15 protein-coding genes are annotated in these 19,799 nt (G+C 54.8%); 10 read left to right on the top strand and 5 right to left on the bottom strand.

Features of this window, described 5'->3' with window-relative positions:
* The gene (locus tag K7P01_RS03340) at positions 1–951 is read right to left on the bottom strand and encodes an L-threonylcarbamoyladenylate synthase (RefSeq protein ID WP_267289813.1); all 951 of its coding nucleotides are present in this window, start codon (positions 949–951) and stop codon (positions 1–3) included.
* 81 nt (positions 952–1,032) lie between these two features.
* Here K7P01_RS03340 and K7P01_RS03335 point away from each other — a divergent pair, with 81 nt between their 5' ends.
* Entirely contained in the window at positions 1,033–1,194 is a 162-nt protein-coding gene (locus tag K7P01_RS03335) for a hypothetical protein (RefSeq protein ID WP_267289811.1), read from the top strand.
* 2 nt (positions 1,195–1,196) lie between these two features.
* Here the strand turns inward: K7P01_RS03335 and K7P01_RS03330 are convergent, their stop codons facing one another.
* From K7P01_RS03330 to K7P01_RS03315, 4 genes are all read right to left on the bottom strand, one after another.
* Positions 1,197–1,736, bottom strand: coding sequence for an NUDIX hydrolase (locus K7P01_RS03330; protein ID WP_267289809.1), 540 nt, complete (start codon positions 1,734–1,736; stop codon positions 1,197–1,199).
* Positions 1,737–1,816: 80 nt separating this feature from the next.
* Entirely contained in the window at positions 1,817–2,164 is a 348-nt protein-coding gene (locus tag K7P01_RS03325) for a hypothetical protein (RefSeq protein ID WP_254086822.1), read from the bottom strand.
* A 138-nt stretch (positions 2,165–2,302) separates the two neighbouring features.
* Complete coding sequence (locus K7P01_RS03320; RefSeq protein WP_267289806.1) at positions 2,303–3,946, bottom strand: beta-N-acetylhexosaminidase; 1,644 nt, start codon at positions 3,944–3,946, stop codon at positions 2,303–2,305.
* A 177-nt stretch (positions 3,947–4,123) separates the two neighbouring features.
* Positions 4,124–9,433: a PKD domain-containing protein gene (locus tag K7P01_RS03315; protein ID WP_267289803.1), complete on the bottom strand. Its 5,310-nt coding sequence runs from the start codon at positions 9,431–9,433 to the stop codon at positions 4,124–4,126.
* A gap of 312 nt (positions 9,434–9,745) precedes the next feature.
* Here K7P01_RS03315 and K7P01_RS03310 point away from each other — a divergent pair, with 312 nt between their 5' ends.
* From K7P01_RS03310 to argH, 9 genes are all read left to right on the top strand, one after another.
* Entirely contained in the window at positions 9,746–10,789 is a 1,044-nt protein-coding gene (locus K7P01_RS03310; RefSeq protein ID WP_267289801.1) for a PorP/SprF family type IX secretion system membrane protein, read from the top strand.
* 501 nt (positions 10,790–11,290) lie between these two features.
* Positions 11,291–12,103: a GNAT family N-acetyltransferase gene (locus K7P01_RS03305; RefSeq protein ID WP_267289799.1), complete on the top strand. Its 813-nt coding sequence runs from the start codon at positions 11,291–11,293 to the stop codon at positions 12,101–12,103.
* An 83-nt stretch (positions 12,104–12,186) separates the two neighbouring features.
* Entirely contained in the window at positions 12,187–13,392 is a 1,206-nt protein-coding gene (locus tag K7P01_RS03300) for an argininosuccinate synthase (protein ID WP_267289797.1), read from the top strand.
* The gene (gene argC, locus K7P01_RS03295; protein WP_267289795.1) at positions 13,382–14,359 is read left to right on the top strand and encodes an N-acetyl-gamma-glutamyl-phosphate reductase; all 978 of its coding nucleotides are present in this window, start codon (positions 13,382–13,384) and stop codon (positions 14,357–14,359) included. Before K7P01_RS03300 ends, argC begins: the two co-directional genes overlap by 11 nt.
* 39 nt (positions 14,360–14,398) lie before the next feature.
* On the top strand, positions 14,399–15,520 hold the full coding sequence (locus tag K7P01_RS03290; protein ID WP_267289793.1) for an aspartate aminotransferase family protein: 1,122 nt from the start codon (positions 14,399–14,401) through the stop codon (positions 15,518–15,520).
* Positions 15,517–16,470, top strand: a complete 954-nt coding sequence (locus tag K7P01_RS03285) for a Rossmann-fold NAD(P)-binding domain-containing protein (protein ID WP_267289791.1) — start codon at positions 15,517–15,519, stop codon at positions 16,468–16,470. The genes K7P01_RS03290 and K7P01_RS03285 overlap by 4 nt, the downstream gene beginning before the upstream one ends.
* Complete coding sequence (argB, locus tag K7P01_RS03280) at positions 16,467–17,255, top strand: acetylglutamate kinase (protein WP_267289789.1); 789 nt, start codon at positions 16,467–16,469, stop codon at positions 17,253–17,255. Before K7P01_RS03285 ends, argB begins: the two co-directional genes overlap by 4 nt.
* A gap of 43 nt (positions 17,256–17,298) precedes the next feature.
* Positions 17,299–18,357 (top strand): M20 family metallo-hydrolase, encoded by a 1,059-nt coding sequence (locus K7P01_RS03275; RefSeq protein WP_267289787.1) that lies wholly within the window; start codon positions 17,299–17,301, stop codon positions 18,355–18,357.
* Between the two features lie 3 nt (positions 18,358–18,360).
* Positions 18,361–19,695: an argininosuccinate lyase gene (gene argH, locus K7P01_RS03270; RefSeq protein ID WP_267289785.1), complete on the top strand. Its 1,335-nt coding sequence runs from the start codon at positions 18,361–18,363 to the stop codon at positions 19,693–19,695.
* The last annotated feature ends 104 nt before the right edge of the window (positions 19,696–19,799 follow it).

Below are 19,799 nucleotides of genomic sequence, written 5' to 3'. Positions count from 1 at the left end.
TTAATCAACCGCGGCGGCGCGGCGCAAGCGGTCGTTGATGGCGCGCCCCAGGCCCTCGTCGGGTACCAGCTCGGCCAGGATAAAGTCTACCGGCATTTTGTCAAAGGCACGCAACGCCGTGAATAGCTGCTGCGCCGCCTCGGTCAGGCTGCCGGTGGGAGAGAGAATGAATTGATAGGGGGAGTTGAAATCGGCTTGAAAGGTCAGCAGCGCCGCGCGGTGCGCGGGGTACTGCTGCAGTAATTCTTCGATCGTGCCCAGGATCAGTCGCTTGCCCGGTGCATAGTGGCTTTTGAGCTGGCCCGGCGCCTTGGGGTTGGATGATGAATGGGCCTGTACGTGTACCGGGCCGACTACCCGTTCGATGTCTTCGAGGCTCAGGCCGCCCATGCGGTATATAGTCGTCTGGCCGTTCTCGACACCGACGATTGTTGACTCAATGCCGACGCGGCAAGGACCGCCATCCAGAATATAGGGTATGCGGTCGCCGAGCTGATCGTTGACGTGCTGCGGCGTGACGGGACTTACATATCCGAAGGGATTGGCGCTGGGCGCCGCTAATGGAAAGGACAGGGTTTCGAGTAGTTGTCGGGTCAGGGCGTGGTCGGGGCAGCGAATGCCGACCGTGTCCAGTCCCGAGGTGACGAGGTCGGGAATGACGGCGCGTTTTTTCAGCAGCAGGGTGAGGGGCCCGGGCCAGAATTGTTCTGCCAGGGCGTGCAGCGTGTCGGGTACTTCTTCCGCATATTCGTGTACGCGTGCCAGGTTGGGTACATGTACAATGAGGGGATCGAACTGCGGGCGGTTTTTTACCGTAAAGATGCGGGTGACGGCAGGGATTGACAATGCATTGGCCGCCAGCCCGTAAACGGTTTCCGTCGGAATTGCCACCACCTGGGCTTCTTCGAGTAGGGCTTTGGCTATGCCGATGTCTGTTCCGATTTCCGCCATGGCCCCAAAACTACCTTTTTTTCTTTTCTACTAAAACCATCACCTTTACACCTGTAAAATTGTAACCTGTATATACCTGCCATGAGCAATAAAACGCGATCTGTTTTAAAAATTATAGCTATTATTCTGGCCGCGCTGGCCGTGCTGATGTACATGGGCTGGGTGGCCATCCCGTTTATTTCGGGGTATAAATTCTGGATGGTGACCGCAGGCTTCGTACTGCTGCTTATCAGCAGCAAGTAACGTTAGTCCCGTAGCTTTTCGCGCATGCGCTGCATCGAGCGCTGGGTGGTGTAGTCTGCCAGCCTGTCGAGTGCTACCCACTGCAGATCATTTGACTCGTGGGTAATGACCAGGGGTTCGTCGCGGTCGGCCTCCAGTAGAAACCGTACATCGAAATGCAGGTGTTCGGGAAAGTCTTTCCGTGCCGGTATGGTGTGAATGTCGATGTCGAAGATGAACGGTGTGCGCAGGCGCAGGCTTTTTAGACCGGTCTCTTCCCATGCTTCCCGCAGCGCTACCTGCTGTACGTCGGGGTCACCATCGGCATGGCCACCGGGTTGCAGCCATTTGTTGAGCTTGGCGTGGTGGGTGAGCAGTACAACCTTTGTCGTGCTATCGACGATCCAGGCGGAGCCCGTAATGTGGCCGGGCAGGTGGTCGCGGTGAAAGGCACGCGGATGGGTGAGCAAGGAAAGAAATTGCTCGCGAAACGCCTGTTCTTCTGCAAAGCGGCTGTTGTAGGCTTGCAAGGTTTCGTGCAGGAGGGGTACGGTGGAGGACATGGTGTTGCGTCGGTAAGAAAAAAATAAACCTCCCGCCGGTAGCCGACGGGAGGTGGAGCCTGCTTCGCAGTCTAAAGTTGTTACTGAATGACGACTGTTACTTTGTTAATGCGGTTGGCTTCCAGCTTGCCGGTTTGCTCGCCGCCGCCAAAGTTATCTTTGTCGTCTTTTTTGGCCAGAACATAATACGATACGGCCTTTAGCTCTTTCAGTTTTACCACGCCTTTCGCATCGGTCACACCTTGTGCGGCGACGTTGGTTTCGTTCTTATAGTCTTCTTCCGTTTCAAAAAGCTGTACGCTGACACCTTGCTCGGTGTTGCCCAGCTCGTTGCGGATGGTCACGGTGAGCTGTGTTTTGATAATTTGAAAGCTCATGGCCACCAGCACAATGGCAGCGGCTCCCAGGAGTTTGAATGATTGTTTCATAGTCGCAAAATATACGTTTAATCGATAAAGCCTATCAAAAATAGAGCCTGTCAACTTTTTTGGTTAACAGGCTCCAAGTTAAACGGAAACCGCATGGAAAGCACAAAAGGTTGCCGTATTCCGTCTGTAAGCGGCCAATTATTTCTTTGAGACCGTGCTGTCACCGGCGTGCTGCAGGTGTTTCGCATAGTGCACATCCCAGGCGTCAAGGTGTTTAAAGTGGGTATCGAGGCGGGTTAAAAAGTCCTCATAGTTGCGGTTCTCTTTCGCCGTCCATGCGACCTCGGCCATGGCGCAGGCGCGCGGGTACATCATATACTCTACGTGCTCGGGAGTGGGAATATATTCGGTCCACAGGTTGGCCTGAACACCCAGGATATGCTTGGCCTCGTCGGCGGTCAGCACGGCCGGGATGGGCTCGTAGGAATATACTTTGCTCACGGGCAGGTAGCCACCAATGGCCAGGGGCTCGTTCTCGCTGGTGGTGTCCTGGTAGTAGTCGAAATAACACCATCCTGTCGGTGTCATGATTACGTCGTGGTTTTGTTTGGCCGCCGCGATACCACCTTCTTCGCCACGCCAGCTCATGACGGTAGCGTTCGGTGCCAGGCCACCTTCCAGGATCTCATCCCAGCCAATGATCTGGCGGTTTTTGCTATTGATGTATTTTTCGATGCGCTGAATGAAGTAGCTCTGTAGCTCGTGTGTGTTCTTACGGTTCTCGGCCTTCATGCGTTTTTTGCAATGCGGGCAGACCTCCCATTTGTCTTTGGGACACTCGTCCCCACCGATGTGAATGTATTTGCCGGGGAAGAGCGTGATGACTTCGTCGAGTACACCTTCCAGGAACGTGAATGTCTCTTCCTTACCGGCGCAGAATACATCGTCGAATACCCCAAACGTGGTGGCGGCCTGGTAGGGGCCACCGGTACAACCCAGCTCGGGATAGGCAGACAAGGCTGCCAGCGCATGGCCGGGCATTTCTATTTCGGGGATAATGGTCACGTAACGGTCAGCCGCGTATTTGATAATGTCTTTTACTTCCTCTTGGGTATAGTAGCCTCCGTAGCGTTTGCCGTCGAAATCTTTCGGGTTCTTGGGATCGGCGTCTCGGGCGTGGCCAATCACGGTCTCTTTACGGTACGCTGCGATCTCCTGCAGCTTCGGATATTTTTTGATCTCGATGCGCCAACCCTGGTCTTCCGTCAGGTGCCAGTGAAAGCGGTTGAATTTGTGGTGCGCCAGCAGGTCGATATACTTTTTGATAAACTCGGGTGGGAACATGTGGCGGCTTACGTCGAGGTGAAGACCACGATAGGCAAAGCGCGGTTGATCGGTGATGGTCACATAGGGTACGGTCTTACCGTTTTCAGGAATGAGCTGCAATAGGGTTTGTATGCCATAAAACAACCCGGCGCCCGCGGCGGCAGTCAGGCTTACGCCTTTTTCATCTACTACCAGTTTATAGCCTTCGTTGCCCAGGGCTGGATCTTCGGCGGTATAGAGGGCGATCTTGTCGGCGTCGTCCGAGAACTCGGCTACTGTAGCGTTGAGATTTTTGGTTTTGAGAAATTCGGCCAGCAAGTTACCGACGTTCTTTTCGTCGGCGGTTTTAGCGATGATGGCAATTTTCTTATTGTCCCAGTCGAGTACTTCGGTGCCGGGGGTCAGGGAGGCAGGTTTGGGAATGATGTGGAAGTCGGCGGGGTCGACCGGCTTTTTTTCCTTGGCGCAGGCTGCCAGCAGCAGCCACGCCAGGGCGACATAGAGTAGTTTTTTCATAGGTATAGTGGATCCAGGATTGTGTTCCTTGCATAGTTAGAAAAACAATCCTCAATAACCAATGAAGCGCGCAAGTGTGTCTGTGTGCTTCTGACGAGGGGTAAAAAAGAACCGGGCTCCGGCATCAGAGATGCGCGGAGCCCGGCAGATACGTGTCAGCGATGACCGTGTCGTGTGTTATCGCAACAGCAATACGCCGCCGCGTTTTTCGCGGGTGGAGGCGTTTTCTTCTTTGCTTTTATACTTCAGCACATACGAGTATGTACCGGCGGGCATCAGCTGGCCGGCGTTGTTTTTATAGCCGCCGTTCCAGGCAAACGTGAGGTCGTTTGATTCATAGACCATTTCTCCCCAGCGGTTGAAGATATAGATCTGGAATCCTTCGTCCGATACATAGAACGTAAAGATCTGGAACATCTGGTTGGCGTTTAGCCCGCTCGTGGGACGGAAGGCGTTCGGCGCGTTGATGACCGGGTCGCAGTTCACTTCTACTACGGCATCGTCGGAGGTCTCGCAACCGAATTGGTTCTCCAGGCGCACGCGGTAGCGACCGGCTGCGCTGGCAATATAGGCCGTGTCGTAGAAGTTGAGCGACGACTCGTTGGTACCGACGAGCTCGTACCAATCGTAGCTGGCGAAGCCAGGCCCCGGATAAAGCGTGGCCGTTTGAACATTGACAGGTGCGCCCGGGTCAGGGCATATCACGAAGTTGTCTTGCATGAGGCCCGGTGAAGAAGGCGCCAGGAAGATCTGTAACGTAGCGGAGGCCTCACAGCGACCGTCGCTTACTTTCACTCCGTAGAGGCCTGCGGCGCGCTGGTCGACAAGCTGTGCGGTGGTTTGGCCGCTGATGTCAGTGCTGTTCAGCGCCCATTGATACGTTAACACGTTGCGGCTAGGTTGTGCCACGAGCGTGAATGGCGCGTTGTCGCATGGCGGGTCAGTTGGCGGTGCGATCACTACTGTCAGCGGGCCGAGCAGACGCACATCTTCTACGACTGCATCTGGGACGCCGAAACAACCCGACGTAGGGTTTTGTGCACGCAACGTATAGTCACCTTCCACTGTCGCTACGAGCTGCATGCCGGAAGCGGTAATGCCACTGCCGGGAGGGCCAGTCCAGGTATAGAAGTAACTGGCAGGCGGTTGTACACTGTTCACGGTGCCGGTCAGGATCACGGGGTTCGTACAAGGATCGTACGGGAGGATTTCAGGATGAAACGCAGGCTCAATCGAGATATTGACCGTAGCATTTGTCGGACAGTTGACGCCGTCGTTGATTAATACAGTCACCGCGTATTGTCCCGGGGCAACCGTTGCTACAGGGATCGTCTGGCCCGTGCCCGTTACGCCCGCAGGGACGCTACTCCAGGTATAGCTCACCGCTCCGGCCGGTAAAGCCGTGAGCTGTTGCGTTGTACAGAGCGCGCTAACGTCAATGCTTGCGTTCGGGATTTGCGGGCCTTGGTTGAGCGTGATGGACGCGCCTGTCGGACAGCCGGCAGGAGGTGCGCCACCGATGTATACGGTTATGTTATAGTTACCAGGAGGCAATGCCTGGGCGGTCTGGAAACTTAATCCAGCCGCAGGTACATTTTGCGGTGTTCCAATCGCTGTTCCGGTACCTGCATCCTGTATGATATATACATCGGCGGTGGAGAACGGCGAAGTTGTCGAGGTGATCGTTACTTGCTGCGGCTGCGTGAGACAGACTGCTGTATTCACATCCGTAATGGTAGGTGTACCCATGCCGTTGATCGTTTCCGTGGCCCCGGCCGGGCAGCCTGTGGCCTGATCGTTGACGGTGATGGTATACGTACCGGCCGTCAGGCCCGTAAACGGAGCCGCGATGGGCGAGGTACCGTTGGGGATCGCTGTGGGCCCGGTGAAACTATAGAAATAATTGGTGCTTTGTGTTACCACCGCTGTAAGCTGACCTGTGTTGGCCGCGCACGCAATGGGACCGCCGGAAGTGAGCGTGACTGTAGGCGATTGGTTCACCGTAAATGTAATGGTATCACGTGCAAAGCAGCCAGGAGGATTCGGGTCCGTATACGAAACGATGTACGTAAATGTGCCGGCTGTCGAGAAGTCTACCGGCTGTGTCGGGCCGGTGTTACCCAGGTTGGCGCCGTTCAGTGACCATTGGTGATTGTTAATGTTAATGCCCGTGTTCAACGTCTGGCCGGTGTTGGGTGCCGAGCAAACGACGGCGTCCGGACCGAGGTTGATTGTGACGAGGGCCGGGTTTACACGGATCGTGCCTTCTACGCTACAGCCGGTGACTGTGCTGGTAACGGTAACGAAGTACGTGCGCGCTTCGCTGATGGTAAGGGTTTCGGTTGTCTCCCCATCTTCCCACAGATATGTCAGACCCGGGGTGTCGGTGGGGTTCGCATCGATCACCATCGGCGGTTGACACAGTGATAACGTTGTAGACGGATCCGGCGGTAGCGGATTGATGATCACAGTATCACGCATGATGGCGACGGGGCCTATGCAACGGTTGCTGATGCTCAGCACCACGTAGTATGTCCCGGGGTTGGCGTAGGTATGTTCTACTTCGGTCAGGTTGATGCCTGACTCGCCACCACCGTCACCAAAGGACCACGTCAGGACGTCGATCGGGTCGGTGCCTGAGCCGGTAAAGTTTGTGGGAGAGCCTAAACACTCGCCCGTATGCGCAATGGACGGTCCCTGCGGTGCATCTGAAATGATCTGGATAAAGTTCGGCAGGCCCAGGCGGCTCACGGTGCCACCCACCAGCGGGAAAGCATCAATTTGGAAAGTCGATGCCCGCGCGGTGTCCGGTACGACGGTGATAACGCCCAGGGCGGGCTGGTCTTTGACAGCTACATAGATCTGTTGATCCGGGCCCATCACAATGGCGCCCAGTCCTTGCGGATAGTCGGCATCAGACATGCGCGGGGTGGCGCTCGGCTGACGTGGTATGCCCAGGGAGTCGAATGCGTATTCGTAGAGTTTGGACGGAGAGCCTAGTAACGAAACGTACAGTTTGTTCCCTCCGGCACCAAACTCGACACCATAGGCCTGCCCGGCCGTGGTGTTCATGTTGATGGTGCGCAGGTTTGTTACCGTACCCGCCGAGTCGATGAAGTCAAAGACTTCGACGACGTTGGAAACTCCCGGCGTAGAAATCGGCACGGCCAGGCGGTTCTGCGGGCCGAGACGCATGTAGCCTTCTGCGTTGGCAGGGAAGGCAATGTTATGATCCGAACCAATGCCCGAGAAGATCGGGTTGTCGATACCGGCAGTGGTAATGCGGTACGCGCGGAAGATGTTGTTACCGTACTCGTGCGCGATCAGCCAGTTCTCATTCCCGGTGATGCGTTCGGTGCTACGGGTAAAGAGTGTAACGTTCGACGCACGCAGACCGCCTGTCGGGAAGTTCAGCTTGATGTCGTAGAGCGAATAGGCCAGGCGGTACGTGCCTGTACCCGGGATCTCTTCGGTGGTGAAGATATAGTACAATGTCTCGTCGCCCGGTACCGGAATGATCAGCGCTGCTTGCGAAGAGTTGCCGTTTAAGCCGCCAATGTTGGTACCGACAACATCGAAGTCATGGTTCCAGACGGTATTGCCATCGGTAAAGAAGATTACCTGGCCGTTGCGGTCGGAGATGGTGGAGGTTCCTTCCAGGGCGTCCATCACCGGGTTACTAATGGCTTCGGGGGCTCCCGGCGGATTATCAAATACCGGGTTAAAGTCTATCCCTGCATTATTACCAAAGTACCAGATGTTAGCGCGTTGGTCTTGTACGTTGTATTCTTTGATGTTTACACCGGCCGATGTCTGGCAAGAGCCGACGGTGGCCACCAGGAAATAATATCCGGCGGAGTCGGGTTGCAGCGTGGCGGTGGTGCCTGAAGACGGCGAGCCGATTGGGCCCGCGGGGCCGTACCATTGCCAGCTCGGCGTTCCGCCGCTACCGGCATTGATCTGTGCCGTCAGTGTAAAGCGGTTACACGGGTTGACACTGGAAGGTGGATTGGGTGGCAGAGGATTAGCCTTCGGAAAAGGCAGCTCGCAGCTACACGCCGTGGTGTCTTGCACCAGGCTGATCTGCGCGTCGAACGGTTGGATCGTCAGCGGATGCTGAACGCTATCAACCTGACCGTTCAGATAAGCCTTCATGGTTACCGTATAAGCACCTTCGTCGGGGTAGTTATATACCGGGCTCCATTCGCTGGAAGTGCCGCCATCGCCAAAGGTCCACACGAGGCTGTCTGCCTGCGGCTTGACGGTGGGGAAGAACGAAATGTTGGAGTTGGCGCAGGTACCGTCGATCGTAAAGTCCAGCATCCAGTTGACGCTGTCAAACGGCGCGAACGATGGGAACTGTTGGGCGCCGAAGTTGCCGGCAAAGATGCTGGCGTCATAGTCCACTTCCGACGCAATGGTGTCGGTATTGGTAAAGCCGCCCAGCAGCACGTTGCCGCCGGAGCGATAGAGGTAATACAACACGCTGTCGGGGCCCATTTGCAAGCCAAAACTTGCGGTAGGGGCGGAGGCCGTGAGGACTGATGCCGGCGCCGGGGGCGGTGTGGCGTCGGGTTTTAAGTCGTATTGTACGACGTCACCGGTGCCACCGGTGGTGCGCGATGCGTAGAGGTAGCGGCCGCTGCTGCTGAACTCGGTATCGTAGATGCCGTTGACCGTTGGTGAGCTGGAGTTTGGCACCGACGTAACCGCGAGCGTTGGCACTGTTTGGGCCCCCGTAAATGTGATGGTGGCCAGCTCAATGCTGCGGCCTGCTTCGCGCGGCGAGACGCCCAGGGTTTGTGAGCCCGGATGATACGAGAAGTTGACGGCATCGTTGATGGTACCCGCCGTCACAGCACCGGTATAGTTCACGCCGAAGTTGTCGACTTTGACAAAATGGTAGGTTGCGGATGCGGAGGCATGCAGCACCAGCCAATAGCCGTTGGAGTTGGGATCGGGCAACATGATCATGCCCTCTGACAGCCCCGTCGGTAGTCCTGTGATGGTATTGTTCACGCTCTCCAGCTCGCCCAGCGGCGGTTGGCCAAAGGCCGTACCGTTGCCCATGGCGGTAGAGTCGAACAGGGCATATTGCACACCACCGCCGGCGGTGGCATAGAAGATGTAGTACTCGCCGGGGAACGAAGAATTCTTACAGACCGCCACCGACTGGTTGCGGGTGTTAATACCGTTCATCGGGCCGCCTGGCGCAACCTGGTGGGAGGCATCGATGACGTTCACGCCGTCGGTATAAAACAACAGCGTACCCGTGTACGGATCAGAGACGACCGCCGTACCACCGGCACCCGTGTCGAAAGGACCGGTGTAGCGGTTGGTGATGAGTGAAACGGAATTGTCGCCGCGGCTAAACCGTATGCCCCGGTTGCCAAAGTACCAGTTGTGCCCGGAAAAGTTCTGGGCATAGGTACCGGCGGGGATGACGGTGGCCAACAAGAAGATCAGTCGATAGAAATATTTGGTCACGTTCCTCAGATTTTGAAGGGTTCGAACTTACAAAGGGGTACAATAAATTGTCAAATGTAAAACGCTCAAGTTGTTTTAAAGTATACAATTTGGGTTAAATAATGCGTTAATGGAAATGCGCTTACCGGGATTACCGCCGGTTGGCTGTCGGGTCGGGAAGGTGAGTTTCCGGGTGGCGTTTTGGGTCTGATGAAACGTCCTGGTGTCGGCTTTTCCCGCCGGTAGTCAACAATTAACGGTTAACCTGTAAGGGATAACGGATAACTTTTCATTAATTTGCCTCAAGTGCTTACTCTAAAAAGAACGTTTTTAATGTACAGGATCATCCTGCTCTCGTGCGCGTTAATACTGGTGTTGGAAGGTGCGGTAACTGCTCAGGACCCCCAATTTTCTCAGTTTTATGCTGCCCCCCTTTACCTGAACCCGGCCCTGGCGGGAGGCACCAACCAGGCCCGTGCGGGCCTGAACTACCGCAACCAGTGGCCCTCCATCGATGCCAACTTCACCACCTTGTCGGCGTACTTCGACTACTTTATCGAAGACTACAACAGCGGGATCGGGGTGATCTTATCGCAGGACCGCGAAGGGCTTGCCGGCCTCCGGTCGCTGAGCCTGGGCCTGCAATATTCGTACGAGCTATCGATCACCAAAGAGCTGGGCTTCCGGCCGGGTGTGCAGATCGGTATTTTTAACCGCGACGTAAACTTCGATAAGCTCACCTTTGGCGACCAGTATGACCCCAACACCGGTCAGCTCATCAGCCAGCAAACCGCGGAGACCTTCAAGACACAATCTGCGAGGACGTTTGTAGACCTGTCGTTCGGCGGTGTATTCTTCACCAAGAGCGCCTGGCTGGGTGTGTCGGCATGGCACCTGACCCAACCGAATCAAAGCCTGATCGGTGAAGAAAGCAAGCTGCCCGTGAAGTTGTCGCTGCACGGTGGCTTCAAGTTCTTTATGAAGCCCGGCACAACCGGCTCGGGCGTATATGCCCGCAAGGCCGAGCGCAGTATTTCGCCGGCGTTTCAGTATCGCCACCAGGGCGAATGGGACCAAATGGACCTCGGCTTGTATTTCACCTTTGAGCCGCTGGTGCTCGGTACGTGGTACCGCGGCGTGCCCTTCAAGAAGGTGGGTGACGCGGTGAACAACGAATCGATCGTGTTGCTGATCGGCTTTACGCAGATTGGCGCGAAGGATGCGATCAACATTGGTTACAGTTATGACTATACGATTTCGAAGCTTGGCACCGGGAGTGGCGGAGCGCATGAATTTAGTCTTGTGTACACGTGGCCGATGCGGAACCCGCGGAAGCCGCCGAAGGACAAACTGATGATTCCGTGCCCGGATTTTTAAAGACTTTTGTGAAAGCCGTCTCAGTTAGCTGCAGACGGCTTTTTTTTCCTCAGAGTAAACAAGTTTTTGGGTAATTGGGGGCGATTCCAACCGATCCCTTGTTAGGTGTAAAAATAATTTTAAAGTTTGACCCGTAAAAGTTTGCCATAAACCAAACTTTTCCGTTTAATTTTGCATTTACGAATAACAAATAAATAAAAACTGAATGGGTTTCATCTAACGTTCACACTTAACGATTGATAAGAAATTGAAAACATTGTTCACCATAGTATCTGCGGCCAAGGCTGCTCTCCAATCTTCAAGAACATTCCGGTTCTTAAACACTGTCTGCATGGTGACCAGACGACCCCGACCCGTACGCTTCGCGCGGATCTGATACCTCCATCACACAACATTTAGTTGATAGACGTGATGTCCGGGATATCACGCCTTTCGTGCTTTTAGGCACGTGCTTTTAAGGCACTGGTGTTTTCATCATTCAAATTTTAATTCGCAATCACTTTGGAAAAGCATAATCTCATTGTCCGACTGGCAACAGCAGACGACAAACACTACGCAGAGACGATCGTTACGGAGATGGCCGAGTCTGCCAAGGCACGTGGCACGGGTATCGCCAAGCGCTCGCCGGACTACATCGCTAAGAAAATGGAGGAGGGCAAGGCCGTTATTGCCCTTGCGCCGGATGGTACATGGGCTGGTTTCTGTTACATTGAAGAATGGCAGCACGGGAAGTACGTGGCCAACTCGGGCCTGATCGTATCACCTCCGTTCCGGAAGACGGGTGTTGCCACCGACATCAAACGTGCGGTGTTTGCGCTGTCTCGCAAGAAATATCCCGATGCGAAGATCTTTGGTCTGACGACCGGCCTGGCCGTGATGAAGATCAACTCTGATCTTGGCTACGAGCCCGTAACCTATTCGGAGCTCACCACCGACGAGGAATTCTGGAAAGGCTGCCAAAGCTGTGTGAACTACGAGATCCTGATGAGCAAGGGTCGCAAAAACTGTATGTGTACAGCGATGCTGTTCGACCCGGCTGAGGCTGAGGCTAAACTGAAGGAGGCTGAAGCAAGACGTACTGCTGAGCAGGCGGCAGAAGCTCCCAAAGCGGCGGAGACCGTGGTTACGCCGGAAGGCGAGCTGGTGACCACACACCGCCACCGCGAGTTCAAGGGCAACGTGAAGCTGTTCGAGCGATGGATGCGCTTCAAGCAGTTTGTATTGCTGAAGTCGTTCCGTAAGAAGGATGAGAAGAAAGACGAAGGCAACAACAAGGACAGGAAGTCGCTGTTGAGCTTTTTCTTCTTCTGGTAAGCAAGAAGACTATTTCGTAGAAACCTTAAACTTTAACATAACCAGCCGAAAGCTTGTAAGCCCACGGCGCTTCAACCGGAGAGATGAGTAAAAAGAAAGTCGTATTAGCATTTAGCGGAGGATTGGATACCTCTTACTGTGTCAAGTACCTCGGCGAGGAAAAAGGATTTGAAGTACACACCATCACCGTGAACACGGGTGGTTTTAACGAGCAGGAAATCCAGGAGATCGAGACCCGCGCCCGTACGCTGGGTGTGGCTTCGCACAAGACCGTCGACGAGACCCGCAACTATTACGACAAGGTTATACGCTACCTGGTGTATGGCAACATTCTGAAGAACAACACCTATCCACTCAGCGTAAGCGCAGAGCGGATGTCGCAGGCGCTGGCAGTAGCCACCTACGCCCGCGAGGTAAAGGCCGATGCCGTAGCACACGGCAGCACCGGCGCCGGCAACGACCAGGTTCGTTTTGATATGATCCTCAATATTCTCGTGCCCGGCATCGAGATTATCACCCCCATACGCGAGCTGAAGCTTTCGCGCGAAGCGGAAATTGCTTACCTGCAGTCGAAAGGTGTGCAGATGAATTTTACCAAAGCTATGTACTCGGTCAACAAAGGCATCTGGGGTACATCGGTGGGTGGTAAAGAAACGTTGAAGTCGCTCGGTACGCTGCCCGAAGAGGCATGGCCTACGCAAGTGACCCAAACCGGTACAGAGACTGTTACACTTGCCTTTGAGAAGGGCGAGCTGAAGAAAATAAACGACAAGGCCTTCGCGCATCCTACGGAAGCCATTCAATACCTGCAAGGTATTGCCGGCCCGTACGGCATTGGCCGCGATATACACGTGGGCGATACCATCATTGGTATCAAAGGCCGCGTGGGTTTTGAAGCCGCAGCACCCATGCTGGTGCTGAAAGGCCACCACGCCCTCGAGAAACACGTGCTCACCAAATGGCAACTGAGCTGGAAAGACCAGCTGGCGCAGTTCTACGGCAACTGGCTGCATGAAGGCCAGTACCTCGACCCTATTATGCGTGACATCGAAGCCTTCCTGACCAACTCGCAACAGCATGTTACCGGCACGGTGCAGATCCAACTGCATCCCTACCGCTACCAGGTGCTGGGCATCGAGTCGGCATACGACCTGATGTCGGCGAAGTTCGGCAAGTACGGCGAGATGAACCTTGGCTGGACCGGCGACGACGTGATTGGCTTCACGAAGATTTTCGGTAACCAGACAGCCATTTATCATCAGGTAAAAGCAGACGTCGATGGCCACTAAGATCAAGGCGGGCATCGTCGGCGGTGCGGGCTATACCGGCGGCGAGACAATTCGCCTGCTGTTGAACCACCCGCAGGTAGAGTTGACTTTTGTACACAGTCGCAGTAACGCCGGCAACCCACTGTATTCGGCGCATGCCGATCTGCGGGGTGATACCGAGCTGACCTTTACCGACTCTCTGGCGCATACGGTAGACGTTGTCTTCCTGTGCCTGGGCCACGGGGAGAGCAAGAAGTTCTTACAAGAAAACCCTTTTCCGGTCAGTGTCAAAATTATCGACCTGAGCCAGGACTTCCGCCTGGGTGAGACGGTGGGAGATCGCACCTTTGTGTACGGTCTGCCCGAGCTGAACCGCGATGCCATTCGCCAGGCTTCCAATATTGCCAACCCCGGTTGTTTTGCAACGGCCATCCAGTTGGGCTTGCTGCCGCTCGCGAAGACGGGTGCGCTGGGCGAAGTATATGCCACGGGTATTACCGGTTCTACCGGCGCCGGGCAGAAGCTGCAAGACACCACACACTTCACGTGGCGCGCCAACAACATCTCGGCCTATAAAACGCTTACGCACCAGCACTTGCGCGAGATCAAACGCTCGGTCGCCCAGTTGCAGCCGGGCTTTGCCGCGGCCATCAACTTTGTGCCGTGGCGCGGCGACTTTGCACGTGGCATCTTTGTGAGCTCGGTGATCTCGACGGCGTTGTCGCTGGAAGAAGTGACGAAGGTATACCGCGACTTTTACCAGGACCATCCTTTTACCGTCGTGTACGACGACGTGGTGGACATGAAGCAGGTGGTGAATACCAACAAATGCCTCGTGGGCCTGGAGAAGGAGGGCGACAAGGTGGTGGTACATACCGCCATCGACAACCTGTTGAAAGGTGCTTCGGGACAAGCGGTGCAGAACATGAACCTGCTGTTTGGCCTTGAAGAAACGGCCGGGCTGAAGCTCAAGAGCATCGCCTTTTAATGACTACACTTCACTTACCTCCTTACTTCTTACTGTGTCATGAAATTATTTGATGTATACCCCTTGTTTAACATCACACCGGCCAAGGCTGAGGGTTCCTGGTTATGGGATGACAAAGGGCAGAAATATTTAGACCTGTACGGCGGCCACGCCGTGATCTCGATCGGCCACTCGCATCCGTATTATGTCAAAGCGCTGACGGATCAGCTCAGCAAGATTGCATTTTACTCCAACAGCGTGCGCAACCCGCAGCAGGAGCAGTTTGCCGAGAAGCTGGGTGTTGTTTCGGGCTATCCCGACTATCAGCTCTTCTTGTGTAACTCCGGTGCCGAGGCTAATGAGAATGCGCTGAAGCTGGCGTCGTTTGTGACCGGCCGCAAGAAAGTGATCGCTTTTAAGAAGGCGTTTCACGGTCGTACTTCCGGTGCTGTAGCCGCTACGGACAATCCGAAAATCGTCGCGCCATTCAACGCTAACCACGAGATTGTGTTTGTGCCGATGAATGATGAGGCTGCTTTCACCGCGGCGTTGGACAACACGGTGGCAGCAGTGATCATTGAAGGTATTCAGGGCGTGGGAGGCATTCAATTGCCGAACGATGCCTTTCTGCAATTCCTGGAGCGCAAGTGTCAGGAAAACGGTACGATCTTTATTCTGGATGAAATTCAAAGTGGCTACGGCCGCAGCGGTAAATTCTTTGCGCACCAGCACGCGGGTATACGGCCCCATGTCATCACAACAGCAAAGGGTATGGGCAACGGCTTCCCGATCGGGGGCGTGTTTATTCACCCGGACATCAAGCCCTGGAGCGGTATGCTCGGTACCACGTTCGGCGGCAACTACCTCGCGTCGATCGCCGGATTGGCTGTGCTGGAAGTGATCGAGCGGGAGAAGCTCATCGAAAACGCGGCGGTGCAAGGCAACTACTGGATTGAAAAGCTCAAGGCTATGCCGACGTTAAAAGACGTGCGTGGTCGCGGTCTGATGATCGGTTTCGACCTGCCCGATGACAAAGCCACGGTACGTACCGACCTGCTGCACAAACACAAGATCTTTACCGGCGAAGCCAAGCCCAACACCATCCGGTTGTTGCCGTCGCTGACGCTGAGCCGCACGGAAGCCGACCTATTTTTAACTGCCCTGACTGAAGAACTGAAATGAAGAACTTTATTTCCGTAGCCGATGTCGACAACATCGACGCCCTCGTAGCGAAGGCTCTGGCCTTTAAAAAGGAAGCGCTCAAAAGCCAGACGTTAGGCGCCGGCAAGCGCCTGGGCCTGCTGTTCCTCAACCCCAGCATGCGTACCCGGTTAAGCACACAGATTGCCGCCGAGAATCTCGGCATGAAGGTGATTGTGTTTAACGTAGGCCAGGACGGCTGGGCGCTGGAGTTCGAAGACGAAGCTATTATGAGCGGAAACACCGTGGAGCACGTAAAAGATGCGGCTCCGATCCTGGGCAAGTACTTCGATGTACTGGGGATCCGCACGTTTCCGTCGCTGCAAAACAAAGTGGACGATTACAGCGAGCTCTATATCCAGCAATTCATGAAGTACGCTGGCATACCGGTGTTGAGTCTGGAGAGCGCTACGCTGCACCCGTTGCAGAGTCTCACCGATATCATTACCATTCAGGAGACCTTCCGCGAGCAACGTCGTCCGCGCATTGTGCTGACCTGGGCGCCGCATGTAAAGGCGTTGCCGCAGTGTGTAGCCAACAGCTTTGCACAGTGGGTGAACGCGTGGGGCAAGGCGGACTTCGTCATTACCCATCCGGAAGACTACGAACTGGACGAGAAGTTTACCAACGGCGCAACCTACGAGCCGAACCAGGATAAAGCGTTGCACGGTGCAGACTTTGTCTATGTGAAGAACTGGAGTACCTATACCGATTATGGCCGCATTTATAACAACGACCCGGCCTGGATGCTGACGGCGAAGAAGCTGGAGTCTACCAACAACGCGCGGGTTATGCACTGTCTGCCGGTGCGCCGTAACGTGGAGTTAAGCGACGAGATTCTCGACAGTGCCAACAGCATCGTTACGCAACAGGCGTCGAACCGCGTATGGGCGGCGCAGGCGGTGATCGGCGAATTACTCGGCAACAAATGAGCAAACTTTTTATCATCAAGATCGGCGGCAACGTACTGGACAACCCTCCGGCACTGAGCGCATTTCTGCAAGACTTTGCCGCGATACGCGAGCCGAAGATCCTCATCCACGGTGGCGGTAAGATCGCCACCAAGATCGGCGACAGCCTGGGTATCGAGTCGAAGTATGTCAACGGCCGGCGCATTACGGACGCGGCGACACTCGACGTGGTGACGATGGTATACGGTGGTTTGGTCAACAAACACATCGTGGCGACGCTGCAGAAACTGGGTACGAATGGCATTGGTTTAACCGGTGCGGACGGCAACACAATCCGGGCTGTACGCCGTCCGGTGAAAGATGTAGACTACGGCTTCGTGGGTGACATCACGCCGGAGGGGGTAAATGTAAACTTCCTAAGTACGTTGCTGAACGCGGGCATTGTGCCGGTGTTTGCACCGCTGACGCACGCCGAGGGCGCTATACTCAACACCAATGCCGATACGATTGCATCGGTGCTGGCAGTGGCGTTGTGCAAGCAGTTTGATGTGCGGCTGATCTTCTGCTTTGAAAAGAAGGGTGTGCTGCGCAATGTAAACGATCCGAGCACCGTCATACGACATTTACCCAAAAGTAAATACGAAGAATTATTGCCGGCCGGCGTGTTTGCTGACGGGATATTGCCGAAATTGGAAAATGCTTATGCGGCGATTCAAACCGGCGTAAAAGAAGTGCTGATCGGTGAGGCATCAGACCTGCTCAAAAATACCGGCAGCGAAACAGAAGGAACTTTGATCACGATATAACAACGTTGGCGGGCTACCAGAGGCCTGACGGCTACCATCACTTATGGAATCATTACACGAAAAGGCTACCAACCTCCTGACGCGGCTCATTGCTGTGCCGTCGTTCAGTAAGGAGGAGGACGAAGTGGCTTCGGTATTGGAAGATTTTTTTGAGCGTGAACGGGTAAACTCGTTTCGCAAGGGTAACAACATCTGGGTAAAAAATCAGTATTTCGATCCGAACAAACCAACCGTACTCCTCAACTCGCACCACGACACCGTGCGCCCCAACCCCCAGTATACACGCGACCCGTTCAAACCCGAGGTCATCGACGGTAAACTGTTTGGTTTGGGCAGCAACGACGCCGGCGGACCGCTGGTATCACTCATGGCCACCTTTCTGCACTACTTCCCGCAGCAGAACCTGAAGTATAACGTCGTGCTGGCCGCCACGGCGGAGGAAGAAATATCCGGCACCGGCGGTGTCGAGAGCATTTGGTCATCACTGCCCACGATCGACTTTGCCATTGTCGGAGAGCCTACCCTGTGCCAGATGGCCACAGCGGAAAAAGGTTTGATGGTGTTGGATTGTATTGCCCAGGGCAAGGCGGGTCACGCTGCCCGTGAAGAAGGGATCAATGCGATTTACGAAGCGCTGCCGGACATTGAATGGTTTCGCACGTATCGGTATCCGGAGGTGTCGGAGACGTTGGGACCGATCAAGATGACGGTGTCGATCATTACCGCCGGTAAACAACACAACGTGGTGCCCGCCGAGTGTCATTATACAGTCGACGTACGCTGTACGGATAAATATACCCTGGAAGAATTGCTGGACATCATCCGGCAGCACGTGAAGAGTGAGGTAAAACCCCGCTCAATGCGTATGCGTCCGTCGGGTATTGCCGAGGAGCATCCGCTGGTGCAGGCGGCCGTCAAGCTGGGCATACACCGCTATGGCTCGCCGACCACGTCGGACCAGGCGTTGATCCCCACGCCTTCGGTGAAGATGGGCCCGGGTGACTCGGCACGTTCGCACTCGGCCAATGAATTTATTTATGTCGACGAGATCCGTCAGGGCATCGAAACCTATATCAAGGTTCTGAACGAAGTGATTTTATAAGCAATGAAACTCTGGCAAAAAGATAAGGCTTCCCTGAAAGAAGTAGAGCGCTTTACCGTAGGCCGCGACCAGGAAATGGATATGTTCCTGGCACCGTTTGACGTACAAGGCTCGCTGGCGCACATCACGATGCTGCAAACCATCGGCCTGCTGGAAAAGTCCGAGCTGGACTTGTTGACGGCAGCCTTAAAAGATATATACGGGAAGATCCTGACACGCGATTTTCGCGTGGAGGACGGGGTGGAGGATATTCACTCGCAAGTAGAGCTGGAGCTGACCCGTCGCCTGGGCGATGTTGGCAAGAAGATTCACAGTGGCCGGTCGCGCAACGACCAGGTATTGGTCGATATTAAATTATACCTGCGCCACGAGATCGAGCAGGTAACGGACGGCGTAAAAGTCCTCTTCGACCTGTTGCTGGCACAGAGCGAAGCTTTTAAAAATCATTTGCTGCCGGGCTATACACACTTGCAGCTCGCCATGCCCTCGTCTTTCGGCTTGTGGTTTGGCGCGTATGCGGAGAGCCTGGTGGACGATCTTATTACTTTGCAGGCAGCGTACCGTGTGGTGAATAAAAACCCGCTGGGGTCGGCCGCGGGATATGGTTCATCGTTTCCGCTCAATCGCACCCTGACGACTTCGCTGCTGGGTTTTGAAGACCTGAATTACAACGTAGTCTATGCGCAGATGGGGCGCGGCAAGACGGAACGCATCGTCGCCAGTGCCTTGTCGAATGTTGCCCTGACGCTGAGCAAGCTGTCGATGGATGCGTGTTTGTTCCTGAACCAGAACTTCGGTTTTATCACTTTCCCGGACGAGCTGACGACGGGATCGAGTATCATGCCGCACAAAAAGAACCCTGATGTATTTGAGCTTGTGCGGGGCCGCTGCAACCAGCTGGCCGCGTTGCCGAATGACATTGCCCTGGCCACGGCCAACCTGCCGTCGGGTTATCACCGCGACATGCAGTTGCTCAAGGAAATCCTGTTCCCGGCCATTCAGAGCTTAAAAGACTGCCTGCAAATGACGCACCTGATGCTGTCAAACATCAAGGTAAAGGAAAACATACTGCGTGATCCTAAGTATACCTTCTTATTCAGCGTGGAGGAAGTGAACAGGCTGGTACTGGCGGGTATGCCGTTCCGGGATGCGTACAAGAAAGTCGGCATGGACATCGAGCAGGGGCAATACAATCCTGCTACGACGGTGCAGCATACACACGAAGGGAGCATTGGCAATCTGAGCTTGCCGGCTATTCAGGGCATGATGGATCAAACCCTGAAAGGGTTTGCATTCGATCGCTACAAGGCGGCCATCGATGCGCTGCTGGCCCCCTAAACGGTCAGCTTCTAATCAACATTACGAGTACTGTAGAATTAACTCCTCATCAACCGGTGCGTTGGTGAGGTGCTTTCTTTTTGTCTGCGGGCATGTGTTTTTAT

Origin of the sequence: Parachryseolinea silvisoli (assembly GCF_021190955.1) — a bacterium.
Classification (GTDB): domain Bacteria; phylum Bacteroidota; class Bacteroidia; order Cytophagales; family Cyclobacteriaceae; genus Ohtaekwangia; species Ohtaekwangia silvisoli.
The sequence above is the reverse complement of the archived record's forward strand: the minus strand, read 5'-3'. Positions and strand labels throughout refer to the sequence as shown.